Origin of the sequence: Pseudomonas sp. WS 5146, assembly GCF_012985495.1 — a bacterium.
GTDB classification, from domain to species: domain Bacteria; phylum Pseudomonadota; class Gammaproteobacteria; order Pseudomonadales; family Pseudomonadaceae; genus Aquipseudomonas; species Aquipseudomonas edaphica.
The window spans coordinates 608,575-629,578 of the sequence record NZ_JAAQWL010000001.1; the positions used below are offsets into that span (position 1 = coordinate 608,575).

The 21,004-nt window shown below is 59.6% G+C and carries 18 protein-coding genes, 4 tRNA genes and 1 riboswitch; of the genes, 5 read left to right on the plus strand and 17 right to left on the minus strand.

Annotated features, from left to right (window positions below; genetic code table 11):
* Window positions 1–38 precede the first annotated feature (38 nt).
* The gene (locus HBO41_RS02710) at window positions 39–788 is read left to right on the plus strand and encodes a flagellar brake protein (RefSeq protein WP_017138392.1); all 750 of its coding nucleotides are present in this window, start codon (window positions 39–41) and stop codon (window positions 786–788) included.
* A 61-nt stretch (window positions 789–849) separates the two neighbouring features.
* On the opposite strand, the gene HBO41_RS02715 is transcribed toward HBO41_RS02710, so the two are convergent.
* Together HBO41_RS02715 and HBO41_RS02720 are read right to left on the minus strand one after the other, a co-directional pair.
* Window positions 850–2,241 carry an MFS transporter gene (locus HBO41_RS02715; RefSeq protein ID WP_017138393.1) on the minus strand — a complete coding sequence of 464 codons (1,392 nt, stop codon included), beginning with the start codon at window positions 2,239–2,241 and terminating at the stop codon, window positions 850–852.
* Between the two features lie 282 nt (window positions 2,242–2,523).
* Window positions 2,524–2,600, minus strand: a tRNA-Arg gene (locus HBO41_RS02720).
* A gap of 324 nt (window positions 2,601–2,924) precedes the next feature.
* On the opposite strand from HBO41_RS02720, the gene HBO41_RS02725 reads away from it, so the two are divergent.
* The 3 genes from HBO41_RS02725 (at window position 2,925) to HBO41_RS02735 (ending at window position 4,062) form a co-directional block, all read left to right on the plus strand.
* Window positions 2,925–3,152: a hypothetical protein gene (locus HBO41_RS02725; RefSeq protein ID WP_099548206.1), complete on the plus strand. Its 228-nt coding sequence runs from the start codon at window positions 2,925–2,927 to the stop codon at window positions 3,150–3,152.
* Between the two features lie 11 nt (window positions 3,153–3,163).
* Window positions 3,164–3,343, plus strand: coding sequence for a PA3371 family protein (locus HBO41_RS02730; protein ID WP_017138414.1), 180 nt, complete (start codon window positions 3,164–3,166; stop codon window positions 3,341–3,343).
* Window positions 3,344–3,735: 392 nt separating this feature from the next.
* Complete coding sequence (locus HBO41_RS02735) at window positions 3,736–4,062, plus strand: Arc family DNA-binding protein (protein WP_003193592.1); 327 nt, start codon at window positions 3,736–3,738, stop codon at window positions 4,060–4,062.
* Window positions 4,063–4,185: 123 nt separating this feature from the next.
* On the opposite strand, the gene mgtE is transcribed toward HBO41_RS02735, so the two are convergent.
* The 8 genes from mgtE to ltaE form a co-directional block, all read right to left on the minus strand.
* Window positions 4,186–5,628 carry a magnesium transporter gene (mgtE, locus tag HBO41_RS02740; protein WP_017138415.1) on the minus strand — a complete coding sequence of 481 codons (1,443 nt, stop codon included), beginning with the start codon at window positions 5,626–5,628 and terminating at the stop codon, window positions 4,186–4,188.
* A 339-nt stretch (window positions 5,629–5,967) separates the two neighbouring features.
* Window positions 5,968–6,044 (minus strand) — tRNA-Arg (locus tag HBO41_RS02745).
* 72 nt (window positions 6,045–6,116) lie between these two features.
* Window positions 6,117–6,193: transfer RNA gene (locus HBO41_RS02750), tRNA-Arg, on the minus strand.
* 108 nt (window positions 6,194–6,301) lie between these two features.
* Window positions 6,302–6,392: transfer RNA gene (locus HBO41_RS02755), tRNA-Ser, on the minus strand.
* A gap of 62 nt (window positions 6,393–6,454) precedes the next feature.
* Window positions 6,455–6,643: a carbon storage regulator CsrA gene (gene csrA / locus HBO41_RS02760; protein ID WP_003175645.1), complete on the minus strand. Its 189-nt coding sequence runs from the start codon at window positions 6,641–6,643 to the stop codon at window positions 6,455–6,457.
* Window positions 6,644–6,817: 174 nt separating this feature from the next.
* Window positions 6,818–8,059, minus strand: a complete 1,242-nt coding sequence (locus HBO41_RS02765) for an aspartate kinase (protein WP_017138417.1) — start codon at window positions 8,057–8,059, stop codon at window positions 6,818–6,820.
* Between the two features lie 97 nt (window positions 8,060–8,156).
* Window positions 8,157–10,775, minus strand: coding sequence for an alanine--tRNA ligase (gene alaS / locus HBO41_RS02770; protein WP_138450939.1), 2,619 nt, complete (start codon window positions 10,773–10,775; stop codon window positions 8,157–8,159).
* A gap of 146 nt (window positions 10,776–10,921) precedes the next feature.
* The gene (ltaE, locus tag HBO41_RS02775) at window positions 10,922–11,926 is read right to left on the minus strand and encodes a low-specificity L-threonine aldolase (RefSeq protein WP_169985055.1); all 1,005 of its coding nucleotides are present in this window, start codon (window positions 11,924–11,926) and stop codon (window positions 10,922–10,924) included.
* 182 nt (window positions 11,927–12,108) lie between these two features.
* Window positions 12,109–12,278, plus strand: a riboswitch (FMN riboswitch).
* A gap of 114 nt (window positions 12,279–12,392) precedes the next feature.
* On the opposite strand from ltaE, the gene HBO41_RS02780 reads away from it, so the two are divergent.
* On the plus strand, window positions 12,393–12,902 hold the full coding sequence (locus HBO41_RS02780) for a 6,7-dimethyl-8-ribityllumazine synthase (protein ID WP_003233516.1): 510 nt from the start codon (window positions 12,393–12,395) through the stop codon (window positions 12,900–12,902).
* Between the two features lie 166 nt (window positions 12,903–13,068).
* Here the strand turns inward: HBO41_RS02780 and astE are convergent, their stop codons facing one another.
* The 7 genes from astE to HBO41_RS02815 form a co-directional block, all read right to left on the minus strand.
* Window positions 13,069–14,073 carry a succinylglutamate desuccinylase gene (gene astE, locus HBO41_RS02785; RefSeq protein ID WP_099548193.1) on the minus strand — a complete coding sequence of 335 codons (1,005 nt, stop codon included), beginning with the start codon at window positions 14,071–14,073 and terminating at the stop codon, window positions 13,069–13,071.
* 11 nt (window positions 14,074–14,084) lie between these two features.
* Complete coding sequence (locus HBO41_RS02790) at window positions 14,085–14,375, minus strand: hypothetical protein (RefSeq protein ID WP_003214319.1); 291 nt, start codon at window positions 14,373–14,375, stop codon at window positions 14,085–14,087.
* 37 nt (window positions 14,376–14,412) lie between these two features.
* On the minus strand, window positions 14,413–15,759 hold the full coding sequence (astB, locus tag HBO41_RS02795) for an N-succinylarginine dihydrolase (protein ID WP_017138421.1): 1,347 nt from the start codon (window positions 15,757–15,759) through the stop codon (window positions 14,413–14,415).
* Window positions 15,760–15,912: 153 nt separating this feature from the next.
* A complete protein-coding gene (gene astD / locus HBO41_RS02800; protein WP_169985270.1) occupies window positions 15,913–17,382 on the minus strand; it encodes a succinylglutamate-semialdehyde dehydrogenase in 1,470 nt (489 codons plus the stop codon).
* Window positions 17,379–18,404: an arginine N-succinyltransferase gene (gene astA, locus HBO41_RS02805; protein ID WP_017138423.1), complete on the minus strand. Its 1,026-nt coding sequence runs from the start codon at window positions 18,402–18,404 to the stop codon at window positions 17,379–17,381. Before astA ends, astD begins: the two co-directional genes overlap by 4 nt.
* A 49-nt stretch (window positions 18,405–18,453) precedes the next feature.
* Window positions 18,454–19,473, minus strand: coding sequence for an arginine/ornithine succinyltransferase subunit alpha (aruF, locus tag HBO41_RS02810; RefSeq protein ID WP_169985057.1), 1,020 nt, complete (start codon window positions 19,471–19,473; stop codon window positions 18,454–18,456).
* 246 nt (window positions 19,474–19,719) lie between these two features.
* Window positions 19,720–20,940, minus strand: coding sequence for an aspartate aminotransferase family protein (locus HBO41_RS02815; protein ID WP_017138425.1), 1,221 nt, complete (start codon window positions 20,938–20,940; stop codon window positions 19,720–19,722).
* Window positions 20,941–21,004: the final 64 nt, after the last annotated feature.

A 21,004-nucleotide genomic window follows, 5' to 3' on the forward strand; every position in this document is an offset into this window, starting at 1 on the left:
TTGCGTGTAGTCGTATTTTGCCTGGAGATGGAAGAACCGTGTTCAACGCCCTTAATGCGGAAGATGCTCCGCAGCCACCCAAGGTGCTCACCACGCCTCTGGAAATCGCCAGCACGTTGCGAATGCTGCAAGAAAGCCATGACCCGCTGATCATCACTTTCCATGAACGCAGCCAGCGGTTCCAAAGCTATCTGGTGGATATAGATCGGGACAGCAAAACGCTCGCCTTGGACGAAATGATCCCCCGCGACGGTGAACGCTACCTTGAGAACGGCGAACCGTTCCGCATTGAAGGTTTCCATGACGGTGTGCGTGTCGCCTGGGAAAGCAACGGCACACTGACCATCAGTGAAAAAGGCGGCCACCGCATCTACACCGGCAGCATGCCCGACGAGGTGGTCTACCATCAGCGTCGCAATGCCTTTCGGGCAGCGTTGAAGCTGGCCCAACTGGTAAGCATCGAGCTGGGTGGCGAAAAGCTCAAGGCACCGATCAGCGGCAAACTGCTGGACATCTCCGCCACCGGCTGCAAGCTGCGTTTTGAAGGCGACATTTCCGATCGCCTGCAGCTGGGCCAGGTCTATGACCGCTTTATCGCCGCCCTGCCCTTTGGCAGCATGACCACCTCGGTGGAGCTGCGTTACCTGCACGTCGAAGACAAGATCAACACCACCTTCGCCGGCGTGCGCTTCCATAACATGAGCGGCTTGGTTCAGCGCCAGGTTGAACGTTTTGTGTATCAGTTGCAGCGTGAAGCGCGGCGCTTTGACAAAGACGACGACCTTTAAGCCTTAAAGGCCGTATGAATAAAAACGGGCAGATCCTGATGGGATCTGCCCGTTTTTGCTTTCAGGGGCGTGCCCTGCTCAAGTCGTGGGGATGCTCGTCCGGCCCCAGAGGCTCCGGCGGCCCTTCAAAAGCCGGTTCATCCGCGGGTTGTTGCGGGTCAGTTTCGATTTCAGGTTCCGGGTCGGGCACCACGCTCTGCATTTGCTCCTGCACCACCGCTTCATCCACCCGCGGGTCAAGGCAGGCCACCAGCGGCGAGCTGGACATGCTGTCGGGCATCGCCACGTGATGCAGCGGCGCATCGTCCACCTGATGCAGGTTAGTCACCGCCTTCGGCCGGATCCGCCACACCAGGACCAATGCACACAGGCTGAAAAAGGCGTACAGCATGTGGCTGCCGAACAGCTTCATCACCACACCCGCCAACAGCGGCCCGACACTCGCGCCGATGCCGTAGGTCACCAGCAACATGGCCGTCAGCGACACGCGGCGATCACCTTCCACATGGTCATTGGAGAACGCCACAGCCAACGGATACAGGCAGAACTGCACCAGGGAACACAGGAAGCCAGCCACGAACAGCACTTCCAGCGGCACTTGGGTCATCACGGCCAATGGCAACGCCGCCACCGCCAGGCACAAGGCAAAGCAGCGAATCAGCAAGGCACGATCATAGCGGTCCGACAACCAACCCAATGGCCACTGCACCAACAGACCGGCAAAGATGCAGCTACCCATAAACAGACCGACCTGCTCGGTGCTCAAGCCTTGCTGCGAGGCATACAACGGCGCCAGGCCGTAGAACGAGCCAACGATCAGCCCCGCGCCCAGCACCGTACTCAGCGACTGCGGCACACGCTTGATAAAGAAGCGTGGCTCCATAGGTGCAGGGTGCAGAGGCGCCGGGTGAATGCGTCGGGTCATGGCCACCGGCACCAGGCATAAGGCAAAGCACAGCGCCACCAGCATGAGCAATTCGAGGCCAAGCTGCGGGTGCATGACCAGAATCAACTGACCCAATACCAGCCCAAGGTAGGAGGCGATCATATAGCCGCTGAATACCACGCCACGCTGCTTGGCGTCCGCCTGCTCATTGAGCCAGCTTTCGATAACCATGTACTGGCACATCATCCCCAGGCCCACGATCATCCGCAGCACAATCCAGGCCGGCAGCCAGTTGATGAGGCCGTGGCCCAACACCGCCGCGCCGACAATCCCGGCACAGGTGGCATACGCGCGAATATGCCCGACGCGGGCAATCAGGCGATGCCCGATCTTGCCGCCCAGCACCAGGCCGAAGTAGTTGGCCGCCATCAGCGCCCCCACCCACAGGCTGTCGACGTGGTCGGCTGCCAGACGCAAGGCAAGGTAAGTGCTGAGCAGGCCGGACCCGATCAACATCATCAAGGAGGCGAAATAAAGGGCTCGAAAAGATTTCCAGATCTGGCGCATCGGCGTTCCGAGCGGCTCCTTGCAGTGAGGGACAGGGCTATCAGCATGATAGTCCGGGGTTGCCGGGAGCGGACAGACGCAGCGGGCCGTTTTCCGGGGAATATTTTGCTTAATCGTTCAGACGCTGCCTGGCCGCATGCAAGGTACATATGCAACGTACAAAAGCGACGAGAAACACACTGCGCACCTGCTGTGAACCCTGATAGGTGGCAAGGTTCGACCGGTGTTGCAGGCACGCACAAAAAAGCCCTGCCAGGACAACCTGTGCAGGGCTTTTGAAGATGGTGTCCCAGGGCCGGTTCGAACGGCCAACCTTCCCCTTAGGAGGGGGATGCTCTATCCAATTGAGCTACTGGGACAAATGACAGCCATCGGGCACGGGGCACAGCGACGGACGGCGTGCATGTTAACGGCCAAGGTGGGTTTTGTCATGTCGTCCGTGGGCTTTTTGAGTGTAGGCCGATCCTTTTCGACCGAGGCCCGCGTTGCCCCGCAGCCACGGGGCCTGGATGCTGTCGTGCAAAATGCACTACCCCAAAATGCCATCATTGCAAATTGCAACCCGACGCCACTTTAAAGTAGACTCAAGTCATTGATTTTAATGAAATAATAGATTGGCACGGGACCTGCAATACTTCTCCTACAAACCCATCCAGCCACGGCGTTTAGCGGAGAACATGACCATGAACAGTGCCCTTCTGTTAGCCCTCAACACCATAGCCTTGGCTGCACTGGTGATGTTTCATTTCCAATCCACCGGCAGTAATGATCCTGCGCAACTTAGCCAGGCCGTGCCGCACCATCTGCAACAACGCCCGCAATTGGCGGTGATGACGCCCAACGCGCAATCGCCGGTACGCCTGACCCAAGGCACCCAGACTGCACCGGCATCCGAACATTGGGTTTTCTAAGGACGCCATTCATGAGCAAATCCGCCTGGCTGTTTTTGTGCCTGACTGTCGCCACTGGCCTCCTGGGCCTGGGCGCCACCTCTGAAGATGGACAAACTGCTGCAATGGTCGCAGCCGGCGTGTTCACGAGCCTGCTTGTGCTGACGCTTTTCATGGGCCGAAAAATCAAATTCGACCCCGTTTTGCGGTAATCTCTGCGCCACCTCCCTCCCTCGACCTTATGTCGCCCCACCCTAGCAAATCGGCAAATTGCCACTAGTCTTAAAGATAAGGGCAAAAGGCCACTTTGCTTTAGGATATGCGGCCTCAATCCCTGCGCGAGCCTGGACTTACGGGAAGTTCCCCTGAGGAATGACGCGTTGAAAAGTTTTCCAACCAGTCCGCAAAAATGCAAATGAGTGCTGGCATTAAGCCTTTAGTCAGTTCAATATTTGTCACAGAATTGACGCCAAGGAAATGTCAAATCTGAGGCATGATGCGGCCTCTTTGCAATTCGGGTTGAACTTTGGTCGTGAGCCTTGTCTTAACACTCATCTTGCGGCCAATTCCAAAAACCGCTCCCCTGAACTAACCGGTTAAATATATGCGCCCATTGAAACAGGCAATTTATTCCAGCCGTACGGCTGACAAGTTCGTCGTACGTCTGCCAGACGGAATGCGGGAACGCATTGCCGAGGTGGCTCGCAATCATCACCGCAGCATGAACTCCGAAATCATCGCGCGCCTGGAGCAGAGCCTTATTCAGGAAGGTGCGTTGGGCGAAGAGTTGAGCATGCGCCTGGACAGCCCTGAGCTGTCACTGCACGAACGCGAACTGCTGCAGCGTTTTCGTCAGCTCTCCCACCGCCAGCAAAATGCTCTCGTCTCGCTTATCGCGCACGACGTTGAGGCGGCCGCAGAAGCCAATTGATCTGCAACTGAAAGCCGAAGCCAGCGCTATGCTGGCTTTTTTTTGCGTGAAATTTGAGGGCACCGCAGAGGGCTTGTGTGGGAGCGAGCTTGCATTTGCTAGCAAGCCCGCCCCCACAGGGGATCAGAGCAGAAAGATCGTCGCCAGGCCCAGGAAGATGAAGAAGCCACCGCTGTCGGTCATGGCCGTGATCATCACACTGGCACCCATGGCCGGGTCGCGCCCCAGGCGTGCCAGTGTCATGGGGATCAACACGCCCATCAACGCCGCCAACAGCAGGTTGAGGGTCATGGCAGCCGTCATCACCACGCCCAGCGACCAACTGCCATACAGCAAGTAAGCCACCACGCCGATGACCCCGCCCCACACCAAGCCATTGATCAGGCCCACAGCCAATTCTTTGCGCAACAGGCGCGAGGAGTTGGCCGTACTCACCTGGTCCAGTGCCATGGCACGCACAATCATGGTGATGGTCTGGTTACCGGAGTTACCCCCAATACCTGCCACGATCGGCATCAGCGCCGCGAGGGCGACAAGCTTCTCGATGGAACCTTCGAACAACCCGATCACGCGCGAAGCGATGAACGCCGTGATCAGGTTGATCGCAAGCCACGCCCAACGGTTATGCAGGGAGCGCCAGACTGACGCAAAAATATCTTCCTCTTCACGCAGACCCGCCATGTTGAGGACTTCGGTTTCACTCTCTTCACGAATCAGGTCGACCATTTCATCGATGGTCAAACGGCCAATCAGCTTGCCGTTCTTGTCGACCACAGGCGCCGAGATCAAGTCATAACGCTCAAATGCCTGGGCAGCCTCGTAGGCGTCTTCATCCGGGTGAAAACTCACCGTATCGCTGGCCATCAGATCCGCTACTTTCTTTTCCGGATCATTGACCAGCAGGCGCTTGATCGGCAACACGCCCTTGAGAATGCCTTCGTAGTCGACCACGAACAGTTTGTCAGTATGGCCCGGCAGCTCTTTGAGCCGACGCAGGTAACGCAAGACCACTTCCAGGCTGACGTCTTCGCGGATGGTGACCATCTCGAAGTCCATCAATGCGCCGACCTGATCCTCGTCATAAGACAACGCGGAGCGCACACGCTCACGCTGCTGGCTGTCGAGGGCCTCCATCAACTCATGGACAACATCACGCGGCAGCTCAGGCGCCAGGTCAGCCAGTTCGTCGGCGTCCATCTCCTTGGCAGCGGCAAGGAGCTCGTGATCGTCCATGTCGGCGATCAGGGTTTCACGGACCGAGTCGGATACTTCAAGGAGGATGTCGCCGTCGCGGTCAGCCTTGACCAACTGCCAAAGGGTCAGTCGATCATCGAGTGGCAAGGCTTCAAGAATATAAGCGACGTCGGCGGAGTGCAGGTCATCGAGCTTGCGTTGCAGCTCAACGAGGTTTTGCCGGTGAACCAGGTTTTCGACGCGGTCGTGGTGCGGACCTTCCTGGCGGTGCGTGAGGTCTTCGACCACGCGCTGACGCTGCAGCAGCTCGATGACTTGAGCAAGGCGATCCTGCAGGCTGTCTTGTGTTTTCTTTACTTCTACTTCGGTCATAGGCGAACTCCACTCCCAGCAGCGGGGCACGCCGGAAGGATCAATCAGTCAATTCATGATTGGTAAAACGGGGTACTGAGCAACTACTGGGTAAGTCCATGGAGGTATTCCACAAGCCCCGGCGGGGCTGACGGGCGCAATGATACACGCTGCGCGCGCTTTAAACGTTAAAAAACTGGAAAGAACAAGCGCTTGCGAGCCAAAGCTGAGCATTGGCTGCATCTATGAACTGCGACGACACAGCCCGAAAGGAAAACACATGAGACAGGAGAAAGAGTTGAAATCCTACACAAACCCCAGACGGCAAAAAGCCCGCACTAGGCGGGCTTTTTGTTTGTATGGTGCACTCGACAGGATTCGAACCTGTGACCGCTCGGTTCGTAGCCGAGTACTCTATCCAGCTGAGCTACGAGTGCAGATTGTGTTTTTAGACCAGATCACAACTGGCTGAAGCCAAGTCACCTGCATTGCTGCAACTGACTCTTAAATGGTGCACTCGACAGGATTCGAACCTGTGACCGCTCGGTTCGTAGCCGAGTACTCTATCCAGCTGAGCTACGAGTGCATTTGTTGCCGCGCATTATAGGCCGTTCAATCTCTATGTAAAGCTATTTTTTCGTTTAATTTCAACAACTTAGCGAAAAAACCAGATTGCAACGTACTAAGCAAATAATGGCGGAGAACGGGGGATTCGAACCCCCGACACCCTTTTGAGGTGTACTCCCTTAGCAGGGGAGCGCCTTCGGCCACTCGGCCAGCTCTCCGCAACACGGGGCGTATATTAACCACGTTCATCCCCGTTTGCAAACATAAAAAACGATAAAAATTAAAGGCTTGGTTCTTCGTCCTTCTCTTTCTTGATCCGCAGGTAGATTTCCTCGCGGTGGACAGCTACCTCTTTCGGAGCGTTAACCCCGATACGTACTTGATTGCCTTTGACGCCGAGCACGGTCACGGTGATTTCGCCATCACCGATAATCAGGCTTTCTGCGCACCGACGAGTCAGAATCAGCATAGCTTTCACCTCACGCATTTCAGTTCAGGAACAACAGTCTGCAAAAAAAAGGCGTTCGACCTACAACCTGATGGCCATAGCCCTAACGACCTAAGTATTGTCGAGCGCACGCAAAAGACCATGCGCTCCACAAAAAATGAAAGGCGCGGTATACCGCGCCTTCCTGGTATCGCATCACTCGCCCGGTCGGGCCGGAGCGTCCAGCTCAAAAGCGGTGTGCAGTGCGCGCACTGCCAGCTCCAGGTACTTCTCTTCGATCACCACCGAGACTTTGATTTCCGAGGTGGAGATCATCTGGATGTTGATGCTTTCCTTGGCCAACGCCTCGAACATGCGGCTGGCAACGCCGGCATGGGAACGCATGCCCACGCCCACGATCGACACCTTGGCAATCTTGGTATCCCCGACCACTTCACGGGCGCCAATCTCGCTCGCGGTGTTCTGCAGGATACGCTCGGCAGCATCGTACTCGTTGCGGTGCACAGTGAAGGTGAAATCGGTGGTGTTATCGTGCGAAACGTTCTGCACGATCATGTCGACTTCAATGTTCGCGCCACTGATAGGGCCGAGGATCTTGAACGCCACGCCCGGGGTGTCTGGCACGCCACGGATCGTCAGCTTGGCTTCATCGCGGTTGAAAGCGATGCCGGAAATGATCGGCTGTTCCATGGATTCCTCTTCATCAATAGTAATGAGGGTGCCCGGACCCTCTTTGAAGCTGTGCAATACGCGCAGCGGAACGTTGTACTTGCCGGCGAACTCCACCGCGCGGATCTGCAACACCTTGGAACCGAGACTGGCCATTTCCAGCATCTCTTCAAAGGTGATCTTGTCCAGGCGCTGGGCCACGGACACCACACGTGGGTCGGTGGTGTACACGCCGTCCACGTCAGTATAGATCTGGCATTCATCGGCCTTGAGCGCCGCTGCCAGCGCCACGCCGGTGGTATCCGAACCACCACGCCCGAGGGTGGTGATGTTGCCCTGCTCGTCCACACCCTGGAAGCCTGCTACAACTACCACGCGGCCGGCTTTCAGATCTGTGCGGATTTTCTGATCGTCAATCTGCAGGATGCGTGCCTTGGTATGCGCGCTGTCGGTGAGGATGCGCACCTGGCTGCCCGTGTAGGACACTGCCGGCACACCACGCTTGTTCAGTGCCATGGCCAGCAAGGCAATGGTTACCTGCTCGCCGGTGGACACGATCACATCCAGCTCACGCGGCAGCGGCTGTTGGTCACCACTGATTGCCTTGGCCAGATCGATCAGGCGATTGGTTTCGCCGCTCATGGCCGACAGCACCACCACCAGGTCATCGCCGGCGTCGCGGAATTTCTTAACCTTGTCGGCGACCTGCTCGATTCTTTCGACAGAACCGACCGAGGTGCCTCCAAATTTCTGTACGATCAAAGCCATTTCTAAGCCGCCTCAGCCCGTAAAGGGGCGCCCAATAAACAAATCGTCCAGCACCCAAACGAGCCCATGACTAGACCATGGGCTCATTAACAGTGCCTTAAATGCCGGCCTCGACAAACGGCACGGTCAGGGCCAGGGCCGCGTCCAGGGAGCCTGCGTCTACACCACCGCCTTGCGCCATGTCCGGACGACCACCGCCCTTCCCGCCCACTGCCGCAGCGGCTTGCTTCATCAAATCACCAGCCTTGAGTTGGCCAGTCAGGTCTTTGGTTACACCGGCAACCAGAACGACCTTTTCCTCATGGACACCGCCGAGCAGGATCACTGCGCGGCCGAGCTTGTTCTTCAACTGATCGACCAAGGCCAACAGCGCCTTGCCGTCCTGGCCGTCCAGGCGCACAGCCAGTACTTTCACGCCCTTGACGTCCAGCGCGGAGGCCGACAGATCGTCGCCCGCTGCGCTCGCCGCCTTGGCTTGCAACTGCTCCAGCTGTTTTTCCAGTGCGCGGTTGCGCTCCAGCACGGCCGACAGCTTGTCGATCAGGTTGTCGCGGCTGCCCTTGACCAGGCCGGCCGCTTCCTTGAGTTGTTCTTCAGCCGCATTGAGGTAAGCCAGGGCCGCAGCACCGGTGACCGCTTCAATACGCCGTACACCAGAGGCCACGCCGCCTTCGCTGATGATTTTCAACAGGCCGATATCGCCCGTACGGTTAGCGTGGATACCGCCACACAGTTCCACCGAGAAGCTGCCGCCCATGCTCAGTACGCGCACTTCGTCGCCGTACTTCTCGCCAAACAGCGCCATGGCGCCTTTCTTCTTGGCGGTTTCAATGTCGGTTTCTTCGGTTTCAACCGGGGTATTCTTGCGAATCTCGGCGTTGACGATGTCTTCCAGCGCCTTGATCTGCTCAGGCTTGATCGCTTCAAAGTGGCTGAAGTCGAAACGCAGGCGCTGGCTATCGACCAACGAACCCTTCTGCTGCACATGCTCACCCAGCACTTGGCGCAACGCAGCGTGCAGCAAGTGAGTGGCAGAATGGTTCAAAGCAGTTGCATGCCGCACGTCGGCATCGACTTGAGTGTCGACCGGCGCACCGACCGTCAGGTTGCCCAACACCAGCACACCGTGGTGCAGGAACGCGCCGCCGGTCTTGGTGGTGTCACGCACTTCAAAACGCCCGGAGGTCGAGCTCAGGAAACCACAGTCACCCACCTGGCCACCGGATTCGGCGTAGAACGGCGTCTGGTCGAGGACCACCACCGCTTCGTCGCCTTCGCTCAATACGTCGACCGACTTGCCATCTTTGTAGATGGCCACGATCTTGGCCGCGCCAACGGTCGCCGCGTAACCGGTGAACTCGGTGGGCACGTCAACCTTGACCAGGGTGTTGTAGTCCAGGCCAAAGGAGCTGGCGGAACGGGCACGCACGCGCTGGGCTTCCATCTCACGCTCAAAACCCGCCTCATCGATGGTCAGCTCGCGCTCACGGGCGATGTCGGCGGTCAGGTCCATCGGAAAACCGTAGGTGTCATACAACTTGAACACTACATCGCCCGGCACCACGGTGCCTTTAAGTTCAGCCAGGTCCTGCTCGAGGATCTTCAGGCCGTGCTCCAGGGTCTTGGAGAACTGCTCTTCTTCAGCCTTGAGCACGCGCTCTATGTTGGCCTGCTGCTGCTTGAGTTCCGGGAAGGCATCGCCCATCTCGGCGACCAGCGCGGCCACGATCTTGTAGAAGAAGCTGCCGGTGGCGCCCAGCTTGTTACCGTGACGGCAAGCGCGTCGAATGATGCGGCGCAGCACATAGCCGCGGCCTTCGTTGGACGGCAGCACACCGTCAGCGATCAGGAAACCGCACGAACGGATGTGGTCCGACACCACCTTGAGCGAAGACTGGTTGTCATTGGCGCAGCCAATGGCGGCCGCCGACGCGCTCAGCAGGTTGGTGAACAGGTCGATTTCGTAGTTGGAATGCACGTGCTGCATCACCGCACTGATCCGCTCCAGGCCCATGCCGGTGTCCACCGACGGCGCCGGCAGCGGATGCAACACGCCATCGGCGGTGCGGTTGAACTGCATGAAAACGTTGTTCCAGATCTCGATGTAACGGTCGCCGTCTTCTTCCGGCGAGCCCGGTGGGCCGCCCCAGATGTCGGCGCCGTGATCATAGAAAATCTCGGTGCACGGGCCGCACGGGCCGGTATCGCCCATGGTCCAGAAGTTGTCGGAAGCGTAAGGCGCGCCCTTGTTGTCGCCGATGCGAATCATGCGCTCGACGGGCACACCGATTTGCTGGGTCCAGATGTCATAGGCTTCGTCGTCGGTCGCGTAGACCGTGACCCAGAGCTTTTCCTTGGGCAGCTTCAACACGCCGGTCAGGAAGGTCCAGGCGAAGGTAATCGCATCTTTCTTGAAATAGTCGCCGAAGCTGAAGTTACCCAGCATCTCGAAGAAGGTGTGGTGGCGAGCGGTATAGCCAACGTTTTCCAGGTCGCTGTTCTTGCCGCCGGCGCGTACGCACTTCTGGCTGCTGGTGGCGCGGGTGTAAGCGCGCTTTTCCTGGCCCAGGAAGCAGTCCTTGAACTGGTTCATCCCCGCGTTGGTGAACAGCAGGGTTGGGTCATTGCCTGGGATCAAGGAGCTGGAGGCTACACGGGTGTGGCCTTGCTCTTCGAAGAAGCGAAGGAAGGCTTCACGGATTTCTGCGCTTTTCATTAGGTTCTTCCACGGAGTCTGCGGCCAAAGGCCAGTGCGCAACATCATCAGACGGAGCGACGGCAAAGGGCCGCATTATATCGGCCCTTTGCCGGTGGTACAGCGTGTTTATGCGATAGAAACAGTCAATTAGACGGTCTGCACGATCATTTTCGGGAAAACTCGACAAATGTCTGCACCACCTGCTCCATCTGCACTCGGCTGACATCCAGGTGAGTGACCATGCGCAGACGCGGCGCGGCGCTCAACTTGATCCCGCGTTCGGCGGCAAAGGCCTTCAGCGCCTGGGCCTGATCGCCAATCTGCACGTACACCATGTTGGTTTGCACCGGCTCCACTTCAAAGCCTGCTTCGCGCAGTGCATCGCCCAGCCATTGGGCGTTGGCGTGGTCATCCGCCAAGCGCTGGACCTGATGATCCAGGGCATACAAGCCCGCCGCCGCCAGCGAGCCGGCCTGGCGCATGCCGCCACCGACCATCTTGCGCAGGCGCCGCGCCTTGGCGATCAGCGCGGTGGAGCCGCACAGCACCGAGCCGATCGGCGCGCCGAGGCCTTTGGACAGGCACACCGACACCGAGTCGAAATGCTGGGCAATCTCCCGCGCATCCACACCGAGCTTCACCGCCGCGTTGTAGAGTCGCGCGCCGTCCAAGTGCAAGGCCAGGCCATGTTCACGGGTAAACGCCCGCGCTTTCGCCAGGTACGCCAGCGGCAGCACTTTGCCCTGCATGGTGTTTTCCAACGCCAACAGGCGGGTGCGGGCGAAGTGGAAATCATCGGGCTTGATCGCCGCCAGTACGTGGTCCAGGTCCAGCGAACCGTCGGCTTGCACCTCCAACGGCTGCGGCTGGATCGAGCCAAGCACCGCCGCGCCACCGCCTTCGTATTTGTAGGTGTGGGCCTGCTGGCCGACGATGTATTCCTCGCCACGCTCACAGTGGGCCATCAAGGCAAGCAGGTTGCTCATGGTGCCGGTGGGCACGAACAGCGCGGCAGCGAAGCCCAGGCGCTTGGCCAGTTCGGCTTCCAGATGGTTGACGCTCGGGTCTTCGCCGTAGACGTCATCACCGCTGACGGCAGTGGCCATCGCGTCGAGCATGCCGGCGGTGGGTTGGGTCACGGTGTCGCTGCGCAGGTCTATGACGGTCATCCGGGGGCCTCTGAATAGGGTTGTCGTATTGACGATTACTGCGGGCAAAGCCACGCAATATCAAGCCCCACGTGCATTCAATCGAATACCAACCAAACAAACCGATATAGGTTATCGATACGGCGATCGTGCAGTTTCTGAAAAAGCATGTTAAAAACTCTCCGCCGCCAGGGTTCTGGCGGCAACGTTCTCAGGGCGGGGTGTAATTCCCCACCGGCGGTAATTGCACGCAATGTGCATAGCCCGCGAGCGCTTGGCGCCTTGAACTGCTCACGCAGGACGGCGACAAGGTCAGCAGACCCGGTGTGATCCCGGGGCCGACGGTCATAGTCCGGATGAAGAGAGAACGGGATTGGCACCCAAGGGCCGCGCGATGAACTCATGCCTGCATGATGCCGCTGTTCGTACCCTTGAAATCCCATTCGATTCATAACGCCCTGTTTTTTTCTTAAACAGGAGTCAGAACATGCAACCCACCGCAATCGACAGCAAAAGCAAAAACCACCACGGCGAGCGCGTCGCGTTTATCCAGGCCTGCTGGCACAAGGATATTGTCGACCAATCGCGCAAAGGCTTCCTCGCCGAAATGATCGCCCAGGGCTACCAGGAATCGGACATCGATTTCTTCGAAGTCGGCGGCGCCTTCGAAATGCCCCTGCACGCCAAGCTGCTGGCCAAGACCGGCCGTTACGCCGGTATCGTTGCCGCGGCATTGGTGGTGGACGGTGGCATCTACCGCCACGAATTCGTCGCCCAATCGGTGGTCAGCGGCCTGATGCAGGTTCAGCTGGAAACCGAAGTGCCGGTATTCTCCGTGTCCCTGACCCCGCACCACTTCCACGCGGGCAGCGAGCACCACACCTTCTTCTACGAGCACTTCGTGCACAAGGGCCAGGAAGCCGCGCGCACGTGCGCCGACACGCTGCACAAGGTGCGTGCGATCCGTCGCAGCGAGCCGCGTGCTGTAGCCGTTTAAGCAACAACACAAAACCCGGCCTCAGAGCCGGGTTTTTTGTGGGCGCTTGCTTGTGTGGGAGCTGGCTTGCCTGCGATAGCGGCAGGTCAGTCAACATCACTGTTGCCTGTGCCTCCGCCATCGCAGGCAAGCCAGCTCCCACATTTGACCGCGGCTGTCTTGGGACCTATATCAGGCCAGCATCCGTGGTCGGCACGATCAATATCCCCGCCCGCAAACCATTCTTGACCTTCGGGTTCGGGAAGATGATGCGCGCGCCCTCCTCCTCGATCACCCAGCGGGTCTTGGCCACGTCTTCGGCCAACAGGTAGCCCTTGGCCAATGGCGAAAAGTTTTCTACATCCGCCGGCAGGTGCAGCAGGAAGGCATCACTGTGCTTGATCACTTCGCGAGAGACGGCAAACAGTTGCAGGCCATCGAGGCTCTCGGTTTCGGGCTCATCACCTTCGATGATCTGCTTCAACCGTGTCTCCAGGCGTGACACATCCACGCCCTGGTTCTGCCCGAACGGTCGGGCCTTGCCCAATTCCAGGGTGAAGGCTTCGGCGTCGAGTTGCTCGTAGGTGAACGCGGTGAACGTGATCGAGGTTTTGTTCTGCAACAACACCGCCTGCATACCGGCAGCGTTCAGGCGCGCCAGCTCGTGGCGCGAATGTTGGCGCCCGTCCTTGAACGGGTACAGCGCGAACTGCTCGATCTTCGAGCCGCGAATGGCCGTGTGCAGGTCGTAATGCAGGCGCGAACGGCCCGGCAGGCTGAAGAAGCTGCGAGCCAGTTGCTCAAGCTCGGCGGCGCGCATGGCCTCCGGGCCGATGTTTTGTTCGTGACGGCCGTTGAACAGCCGGTTGACGTCCAGCTCAAGGTAACGCTCGCCGCGGCGCATGGCCTCGGGGTTGCCGAACAGGAACAGAATACGATTGCGGGGTTTGATCTCCCCACGGGCAATGCCATGCAACAGGCGGTCGAGCAATTCGATCGGCGCGGTTTCGTTGCCATGGATGCCGGACGACAACAGCAGGTCGCCGCCGTTGTCCAAGGCCTGCGGAGGGCGCACTTCAAGCGCGCCTTCGCTGAGCCAGCGCATCTGCACGCCGTCGACAGTCAGTTGAATTTTTTGCGCCGGTTCGCGACCGGCGAGGGTCAGTTCAAGCAGTTTGCCGAGGGCGAGCATAAGCAGCTTCCTTAGTGGTTGCAGCCAGGACCGTGAACGTGATCGTCGTCATCGCCTTCAACGTCGGCCGGTTCCATTTCCAATTGCAGGCTCATCAGGTTGGTGGCCAGTGGGCGCATCAGCAGGTTGGCGTATTCAGCGTCACCTTCTTCCACGTCCACGCCGATCAGCAGTTGGCCACGGCCATCGTGCTGGATCCAGATTTCCTTGCCCTGCCACACCACGGCGACGCGGGTGCAGGAGGTTTCCAACTGGGTGCCGTCGGTGTCTTCAAGGATCAGTTTGAGGGTGTCGGTGGTCATAAATTGTTCTCAGCATAGGGTGTAAAAAGAGGCAGATTTAATTGATCTGGAAAGGATAAACCGAGCCCAGTTTAAGGATTTGCGTCAGTTCATCCAGTGCCGTCCGGCACTCAAGCAGCAATTGCGGGTCAGCCAGGTCGCTTTCACGCAGGCTGTCGCGGTAGTGCTTGTCGACCCATTGGGTCAGCGTTTCGTACAACGGCGCGGTCATGATAACGCCTGGGTTCACCGCCGCCAGTTCCGATTCATTCAAGGCCACGCGCAAGCGCAGGCACGCCGGGCCACCGCCGTTCTGCATGCTTTGCTTGAGGTCGAAGACCTTGACTTCGCGGATCAGCCCACCGGAGGCCGTCAGGCCTTGCAGGTACTGCCAGACGCGCTCGTTGGCGCGGCATTCTTCCGGCACGATCAGCAGCATCGAGCCGTCGGCGCGGGTCAGCAACTGGCTGTTGAACAGGTAGGAACGCACCGCGTCCTCGACGCTGACCTCGGCGCGTGGCACACACACCGACTGGAAGTTGCCACCCAGCTTGCCCAACTTGCCTTGCAGTTCGGCGAGCATCTGCTCGGTATTGAGGAACGCGTCCTCGTGGTAAAACAACACCTCGCCGTTGCCCACCGCGATCACGTCATTGTGGAACACACCGGCATCGATTACCGCCGGGTTCTGCTGGCCGTACACCACGCCGTCATCTTTCAAGCCGTGCAGGCGCGCAACCGCCTGGGAAGCTTCAAGGGTCTGGCGCGCCGGGTATTTTTGCGGCGCCGGGTAACGGGTGTCGAACGCACTGCGCCCGAACACGAAAAACTCAACCCCGGCCTCGCCATAGTCACGGCAAAAACGCGTGTGGTTGGCCGCGCCCTCATCGCCGAACTGCGCCACCGCCGGCAACGCGGCGTGGTGGGCAAAGTGCTTCTGGTCGGCAAACATCGCCCCCAGCACACGGCTGGTGGTCGGGTGCTCGATGCTGCGGTGGTATTTGCAGTTGAGGTTGGCGGCGGTGAAGTGCACGCGGCCATCCGCCGTATCGGCACTCGGGCTGACTGTGGCGGCGTTGGCCACCCACATGCTCGACGCCGAGCAGCTGGCCACCAGCAATGGCATCGCCTGCTTGGCGGCCTGCTGGATCACTTGGGCGTCAGTGCCGCTGAAACCGAGGCTGCGCAAGGCGGCCACATCCGGGCGCTCTTGCGGCGCCAGCACGCCTTGCACAAAGCCCATGTCCATCAGGGCTTTCATTTTCTGCAGGCCCTGCAACGCCGCAACCTTGGGGTTCGAAGACTGCTGGCTGTTGCTCTGGGACGCGACGTTGCCATAGGACAAACCGCCGTAGTTATGGGTCGGCCCCACTAGACCGTCAAAATTGACTTCACAGGATTTCATCGGCGAGGCTCCACGAACATCTGTTTTTATAGGCATCAAGTTACTTGAACACACCACTGACCTTGTGTGGGAGCTGGCTTGCCTGCGATGGCATCACCTCGGTTTTACTGAAAAACCGAGGCGCCTGCATCGCAGGCAAGCCAGCTCCCACATTTAGATCAGCGTTACCCCTGGCGTCAGTGTCGCTGGCAATACCAAACTCGGGGTCTCCAGCGACGCCACCGGGTACGCGCAATAATCCGCCGCGTAATACGCACTGGCGCGATGGTTGCCCGAAGCACCCACACCACCGAACGGTGCGGTACTGGCAGCGCCGGTCAGCTGTTTGTTCCAGTTGACGATACCGGCGCGGCTTTCCAGCCAGAACTGCTGGTAGCGCGCTTCGGAGTCCGACAACAGACCCGCAGCCAAGCCATATTGAGTGTTGTTGGCCTCGGCAATCGCCCCGGCAAAATCAGCGTAGCGGATCACTTGCAGCAATGGGCCGAACAGCTCTTCATCCTCACGCTCGGTCACGCCGGTTACATCAATGATGCCTGGGGTCAGCAAGGCGGCCTGAGCCTGCGGCTGAGTCATTTCCAACAGCGCCACCGCGCCATTGGCCAGCATCCACTCCTGGGCATCCATCAAGGCTTTGGCCGCGCCGAGGGAAATCACCGACCCCATGAACGGTGCCGGCTGCTGGTCGAATGCACCGACTTCAATCGTCGCACTGACCGCCACCAGACGCGCCAGCAAGGCATCGCCCCAGGCGCCTTCGGGCACCAGCAAACGCCGGGCGCACGTGCAGCGCTGGCCAGCCGAAATGAATGCCGACTGAATAATGGTGTAGACCGCCGCATCCACATCGGCCACTTCATCGACCACCAATGGGTTGTTGCCACCCATTTCCAGGGCCAGGATCTTGTCCGGGCGCCCGGAGAACTGCTGGTGCAGATGGTTGCCGGTGCGGCTGGAGCCAGTGAAGAACAACCCGTCAATGCCAGGGTTGGCCGCCAGGGCGATACCGGTTTCCCGCGCACCTTGCAGCAGGTTCAACACGCCCGCCGGCAAACCGGCTTCAACCCAGCATTGCACGGTCAGCTCGGCGACTTTGGGGGTCAGTTCGCTCGGTTTGAACAACACCGTGTTACCCGCCAGCAATGCCGGGACGATATGCCCGTTCGGCAAATGGCCCGGGAAGTTGTACGGGCCGAACACCGCCACCACACCGTGGGGCTTGTGGCGCAATACGGCCGTGGCGTCGCCCAACGGGCCGCTCTTTTCGCCGGTACGTTCGCGGTAGCTTTGCACCGAGATGGCAATCTTGTTGGCCATGCTGGTGACTTCGGTGGCCGATTCCCACAGCGGCTTGCCGGTTTCCTCGCCGATGCAGCGAGCGATTTCATCGGCGCGCGTTTTCAGCGCGGCGGCAAAGGTTTCCAGCACGCTGATGCGTTCTTCCAGCGGGCGGCGAGCCCAGCCTGGAAATGCCTGACGCGCCGCCTGCACGGCCGACTCGACCTGCTCGGCAGTGGCGCCATTACCAGTCCACAGCACCTGCTGGGTCACCGGGTTGCGCGACTCAAACAGCTCACCCTGGCCGGCCAGCCAGCTACCTGCGATATACAGCGAATTCATTATTTCGACTCCCGAGCAGCAGACAACGCAACAGCGCGCACTTGATCACCCACCACCAGTTGCAGGCGTTTGGCGGTTTGCGGATCGACCACCAACGTGCCTGCCGCCAGCCGGGCCGGAGCGGCAGTAATGCGGCACTCCTCGCGCTTGCGGTTATGGATCAGGAACGGCGTAGCGTCGTCCCCCGGCGTGCCGATGGCCAACACCAGCGACTGGCTGTCGCGCACCGCACGGATTTTGCTGGTTTCACATTCCACCGCCGGGCCGGCGTCGAAGATATCGACATAACCCTGGTAGCTGAAGCCCTCACTCTTGAGCATGCTCAATGCAGGCTCGGTGTCCGGGTGGACCTTGCCGATCACATTACGCGCGTCTTCAGACAAGAAGCAGCTGTACAGCGGAAACTTCGGCATCAGCTCGGCGATAAACGCCTTGTTGCCCACGCCGGTGAGGTAATCGGCCTGGCTGAACTCCATCTTGAAGAAGTGCCGGCCCAGGCTTTCCCAGAACGGTGAGCGCCCGGCGTCGTTGGACACGCCACGCATCTCGGCAATGATCTTGTTGCCGAACAGTTGCGGGAACTCGGCGATAAACAGCAGGCGCGCCTTGGCCAGCATGCGGCCGTTGAGGCCGGTGCGGTAATCGGCGTGCAGGAACAACGAGCACAACTCGGAATTGCCGGTAAGGTCGTTAGCCAGGAACAGCGTCGGAATCTCGCGGTAAATGTTCAGCTCCTGGGAAGCGCTGACCGTGAGGCCGACCCGGAAGTTGTACCAAGGCTCACGCAGGCCGACGGCACCGGCAATGGCAGAAATGCCCACCACACGGCCTTCGTCGTTTTCCAGCACGAACAGGTAGTCGGCATCACCCCGCCCGGCTTCACCGCGAAAGGTTTTTTCCGCCCAGCCAACTCGATGAGTCAGGCGCTCCTCGTTGGCCGGCAAGGTGGTGAGGCCGGTGCCGGTGCTGCGCGCCAGATCAATCAGGGCCGGTAAATCGCTGCTGCGTACGGGACGAACGATCATGCTATCTCCTCAGACGGGCCGCTTTGCAGCCACCCGCGAAACTCTCTTTTTAAACCGCTACCAGACGCACACTTGCGCCTTCGCCAACGCCCAGGGCTTCAGCCGCTTCCAGGTCCAGGGTCACCGGCTTGCCGGGCGCGTAGTCCAGTTCCAGCATCACCGCGCGGTAATCCTGCAACTGCGCGTTGCTCACCAGGTACTGGCGGCCGACACCTTTGGCCATCTCGCCGATTTTTACCGGCACCACGCGGCTCTGGGCGATCGAGCGAATGCCCGAAACCCGTGCGTGCAACGTTGGGCCGCCGTCGAAGATGTCGATGTAGTGGTCGGTCTCAAAACCTTCGCGCATGAGGATGTCGAAGGTGATTTGCGCACGCGGGTGCACCTGGCCCATGGCTTCCTGGGCTTCATCCGGCAACAGCGGCACGTAGATCGGGTAATGCGGCATCAGCTCGGCGAGGAAGGTGCGGCTTTTAAGCCCGCACAGGCGCTCGGCGGCGGCGTAATTGAGGTCGAAGAAGTTGCGACCGATGGCGTCCCAGAACGGCGAATCACCGTTCTCGTCGCTGTAGCCGACAATCTCGGTCACCACCGAGTCGGCAAAGCGCTCGGGGTGGCTGGCCACGAACAGCAAGCGGCCACGGGAATTGAGTTCCGACCACGGCGAACCAACCAGCGCAGGCTGCACGTAGAAACTGGTGAGCAGGCTGTTGCCAGTGAGGTCATGGCACTGGGAAAGCACGTGGATCTTGTTGTGGATCTTCAGCTCGCGGGAAGCGTGCACGAAGGTCTCGTTACGAAAGCTGTAGAACGGTTCGGAGTAACCGGCCGACGCGACGATGGCCGAGCAGCCGGCGAGCTTGCCGGTCTCAGTGTCTTCGAGCACGAAGAAATAGCTTTCTTCACCGTTGAAACTCACCTCGGCCGCGAAAGACGCTTCGCTGGCAGCGATTTTATCGCTCAAGCGTTCCACATCGTCCGGCAAGGAGGTGACACCAATCGGGCTATCCGCAGCCAGACGCTGTACCTCGCCCAGATCAGCCATTTGCGCGGGGCGCATCACCAGCATGGTGTCACTCCTTAACTCGAAAAACTCATAGGGGGAAAAATGCCGGACAGGTTTTCAATCAGAGAGGGCTTGTGTGGCGAGGGAGCTTGCTCCCGCTGGGCTGCGTAGCGGCCCCAAGATTTTGGGAGCGCTTCGCACTCCAGCGGGAGCAAGCTCCCTCGCCACACAAGCGGCTCCCACATTTGATCCGGTCCGGCCTTTAGAATTTTTGTTCGACGCCCGGATCACCAGGCGCCAAGCGGTCCATCAAGCTTGCGTCAACGTCTTCACAGCACGCTCGAAGCGGTCCAGGCCTTCGTTGATATCCGCCTCTTCCACCACCAGGCTTGGGGCGAAACGCACCACGTCCGGGCCGGCTTGCAGGATCATCAGGTTTTCTTTTTCGGCCGCGTTGAACACGTCCTTGGCACGGCCTTTGAACGCGTCGCTCAGCACGCAACCAATCAGCAGGCCCATGCCGCGCACTTCGGTGAAGATCCCGTATTGCTTGCCGATCTGCGTAAGACGCGCCTTGAACAGGTCGTGCTTGGCGTTCACACCGGCCAGTACTTCTGGGGTGTTGATCACGTCGATCACCGCCTCGGCGACCGCACAGGCCAGCGGGTTGCCGCCGTAAGTAGTGCCGTGGGTGCCGACCACCAGGTGCTTGGCCAGGTCTTCACGGGTCAGCATGGCTGCGATCGGGAAACCACCGCCCAGGCTCTTGGCGCTGGTGAGGATGTCCGGCGTCACGCCGTAATGCTGGTAGGCGAACAGGTGGCCGCTGCGGCCCATGCCGGTTTGCACTTCGTCGAACACCAGCAGCGCATTATTGGCGTCGCACAGTTCGCGGGCGCCTTGCAGGTAAGCCAGTTCGGCTGGCAATACGCCGCCTTCGCCCTGGATCGGCTCCAGCACCACGGCGCAAGTTTTATCCGACACGGCCGCTTTGAGCGCGTCCAGGTCGTTATAAGGCACGTGGGTAATGCCGGTGATTTTAGGCCCGAACCCATCGGAGTACTTGGACTGGCCACCGACGTTGACGGTGAACAGAGTACGGCCGTGGAAGCTGTTCAACGCGGCGATGATCTCGTACTTCTCGGTGCCGAAACGGTCGAACGCAACGCGACGGGCCAGCTTGAATGCGGCCTCGTTGGCCTCGGCGCCGGAGTTGCAGAAGAACACGCGCTCGGCAAAGGTGGCGTCGATCAGCTTATGGGCCAGGCGCAGAGCCGGCTCATTGGTGAACACGTTGGAGACGTGCCACAGCTTGTTGGCCTGTTCGGTCAGTGCACCGACCAGCGCCGGGTGGGCATGGCCCAATACGTTAACCGCGATGCCGCCGGCAAAGTCGATCAGCTCGCGACCGGCCTGGTCCCAAACGCGCGAACCTGCGCCACGCACGGGAATGAAGGCGGCAGGTGCGTAGTTGGGCACCATCACCTGGTCGAAATCGGCACGTTGCACCGGGGCTTGCTCAACGGACATCGGAGTCTCCTGAAGAGGAACGCCTGCCTGGAACTGGCGGGCGATGCAGGGATTGTAAGGACAG

What these genes read in the sequence shown, in the direction of transcription:
- HBO41_RS02715 (WP_017138393.1), bottom strand. Translation starts at nt 2,241, where the DNA reads ATGCGCCAGATCTGGAAATCTTTTCGAGCCCTTTATTTCGCCTCCTTG.
- HBO41_RS02725 (WP_099548206.1), top strand. Translation starts at nt 2,925, where the DNA reads ATGAACAGTGCCCTTCTGTTAGCCCTCAACACCATAGCCTTGGCTGCA.
- HBO41_RS02730 (WP_017138414.1), top strand. Translation starts at nt 3,164, where the DNA reads ATGAGCAAATCCGCCTGGCTGTTTTTGTGCCTGACTGTCGCCACTGGC.
- HBO41_RS02735 (WP_003193592.1), top strand. Translation starts at nt 3,736, where the DNA reads ATGCGCCCATTGAAACAGGCAATTTATTCCAGCCGTACGGCTGACAAG.
- mgtE (WP_017138415.1), bottom strand. Translation starts at nt 5,628, where the DNA reads ATGACCGAAGTAGAAGTAAAGAAAACACAAGACAGCCTGCAGGATCGC.
- csrA (WP_003175645.1), bottom strand. Translation starts at nt 6,643, where the DNA reads ATGCTGATTCTGACTCGTCGGTGCGCAGAAAGCCTGATTATCGGTGAT.
- HBO41_RS02765 (WP_017138417.1), bottom strand. Translation starts at nt 8,059, where the DNA reads ATGGCTTTGATCGTACAGAAATTTGGAGGCACCTCGGTCGGTTCTGTC.
- alaS (WP_138450939.1), bottom strand. Translation starts at nt 10,775, where the DNA reads ATGAAAAGCGCAGAAATCCGTGAAGCCTTCCTTCGCTTCTTCGAAGAG.
- ltaE (WP_169985055.1), bottom strand. Translation starts at nt 11,926, where the DNA reads ATGACCGTCATAGACCTGCGCAGCGACACCGTGACCCAACCCACCGCC.
- HBO41_RS02780 (WP_003233516.1), top strand. Translation starts at nt 12,393, where the DNA reads ATGCAACCCACCGCAATCGACAGCAAAAGCAAAAACCACCACGGCGAG.
- astE (WP_099548193.1), bottom strand. Translation starts at nt 14,073, where the DNA reads ATGCTCGCCCTCGGCAAACTGCTTGAACTGACCCTCGCCGGTCGCGAA.
- HBO41_RS02790 (WP_003214319.1), bottom strand. Translation starts at nt 14,375, where the DNA reads ATGACCACCGACACCCTCAAACTGATCCTTGAAGACACCGACGGCACC.
- astB (WP_017138421.1), bottom strand. Translation starts at nt 15,759, where the DNA reads ATGAAATCCTGTGAAGTCAATTTTGACGGTCTAGTGGGGCCGACCCAT.
- astA (WP_017138423.1), bottom strand. Translation starts at nt 18,404, where the DNA reads ATGATCGTTCGTCCCGTACGCAGCAGCGATTTACCGGCCCTGATTGAT.
- aruF (WP_169985057.1), bottom strand. Translation starts at nt 19,473, where the DNA reads ATGCTGGTGATGCGCCCCGCGCAAATGGCTGATCTGGGCGAGGTACAG.
- HBO41_RS02815 (WP_017138425.1), bottom strand. Translation starts at nt 20,940, where the DNA reads ATGTCCGTTGAGCAAGCCCCGGTGCAACGTGCCGATTTCGACCAGGTG.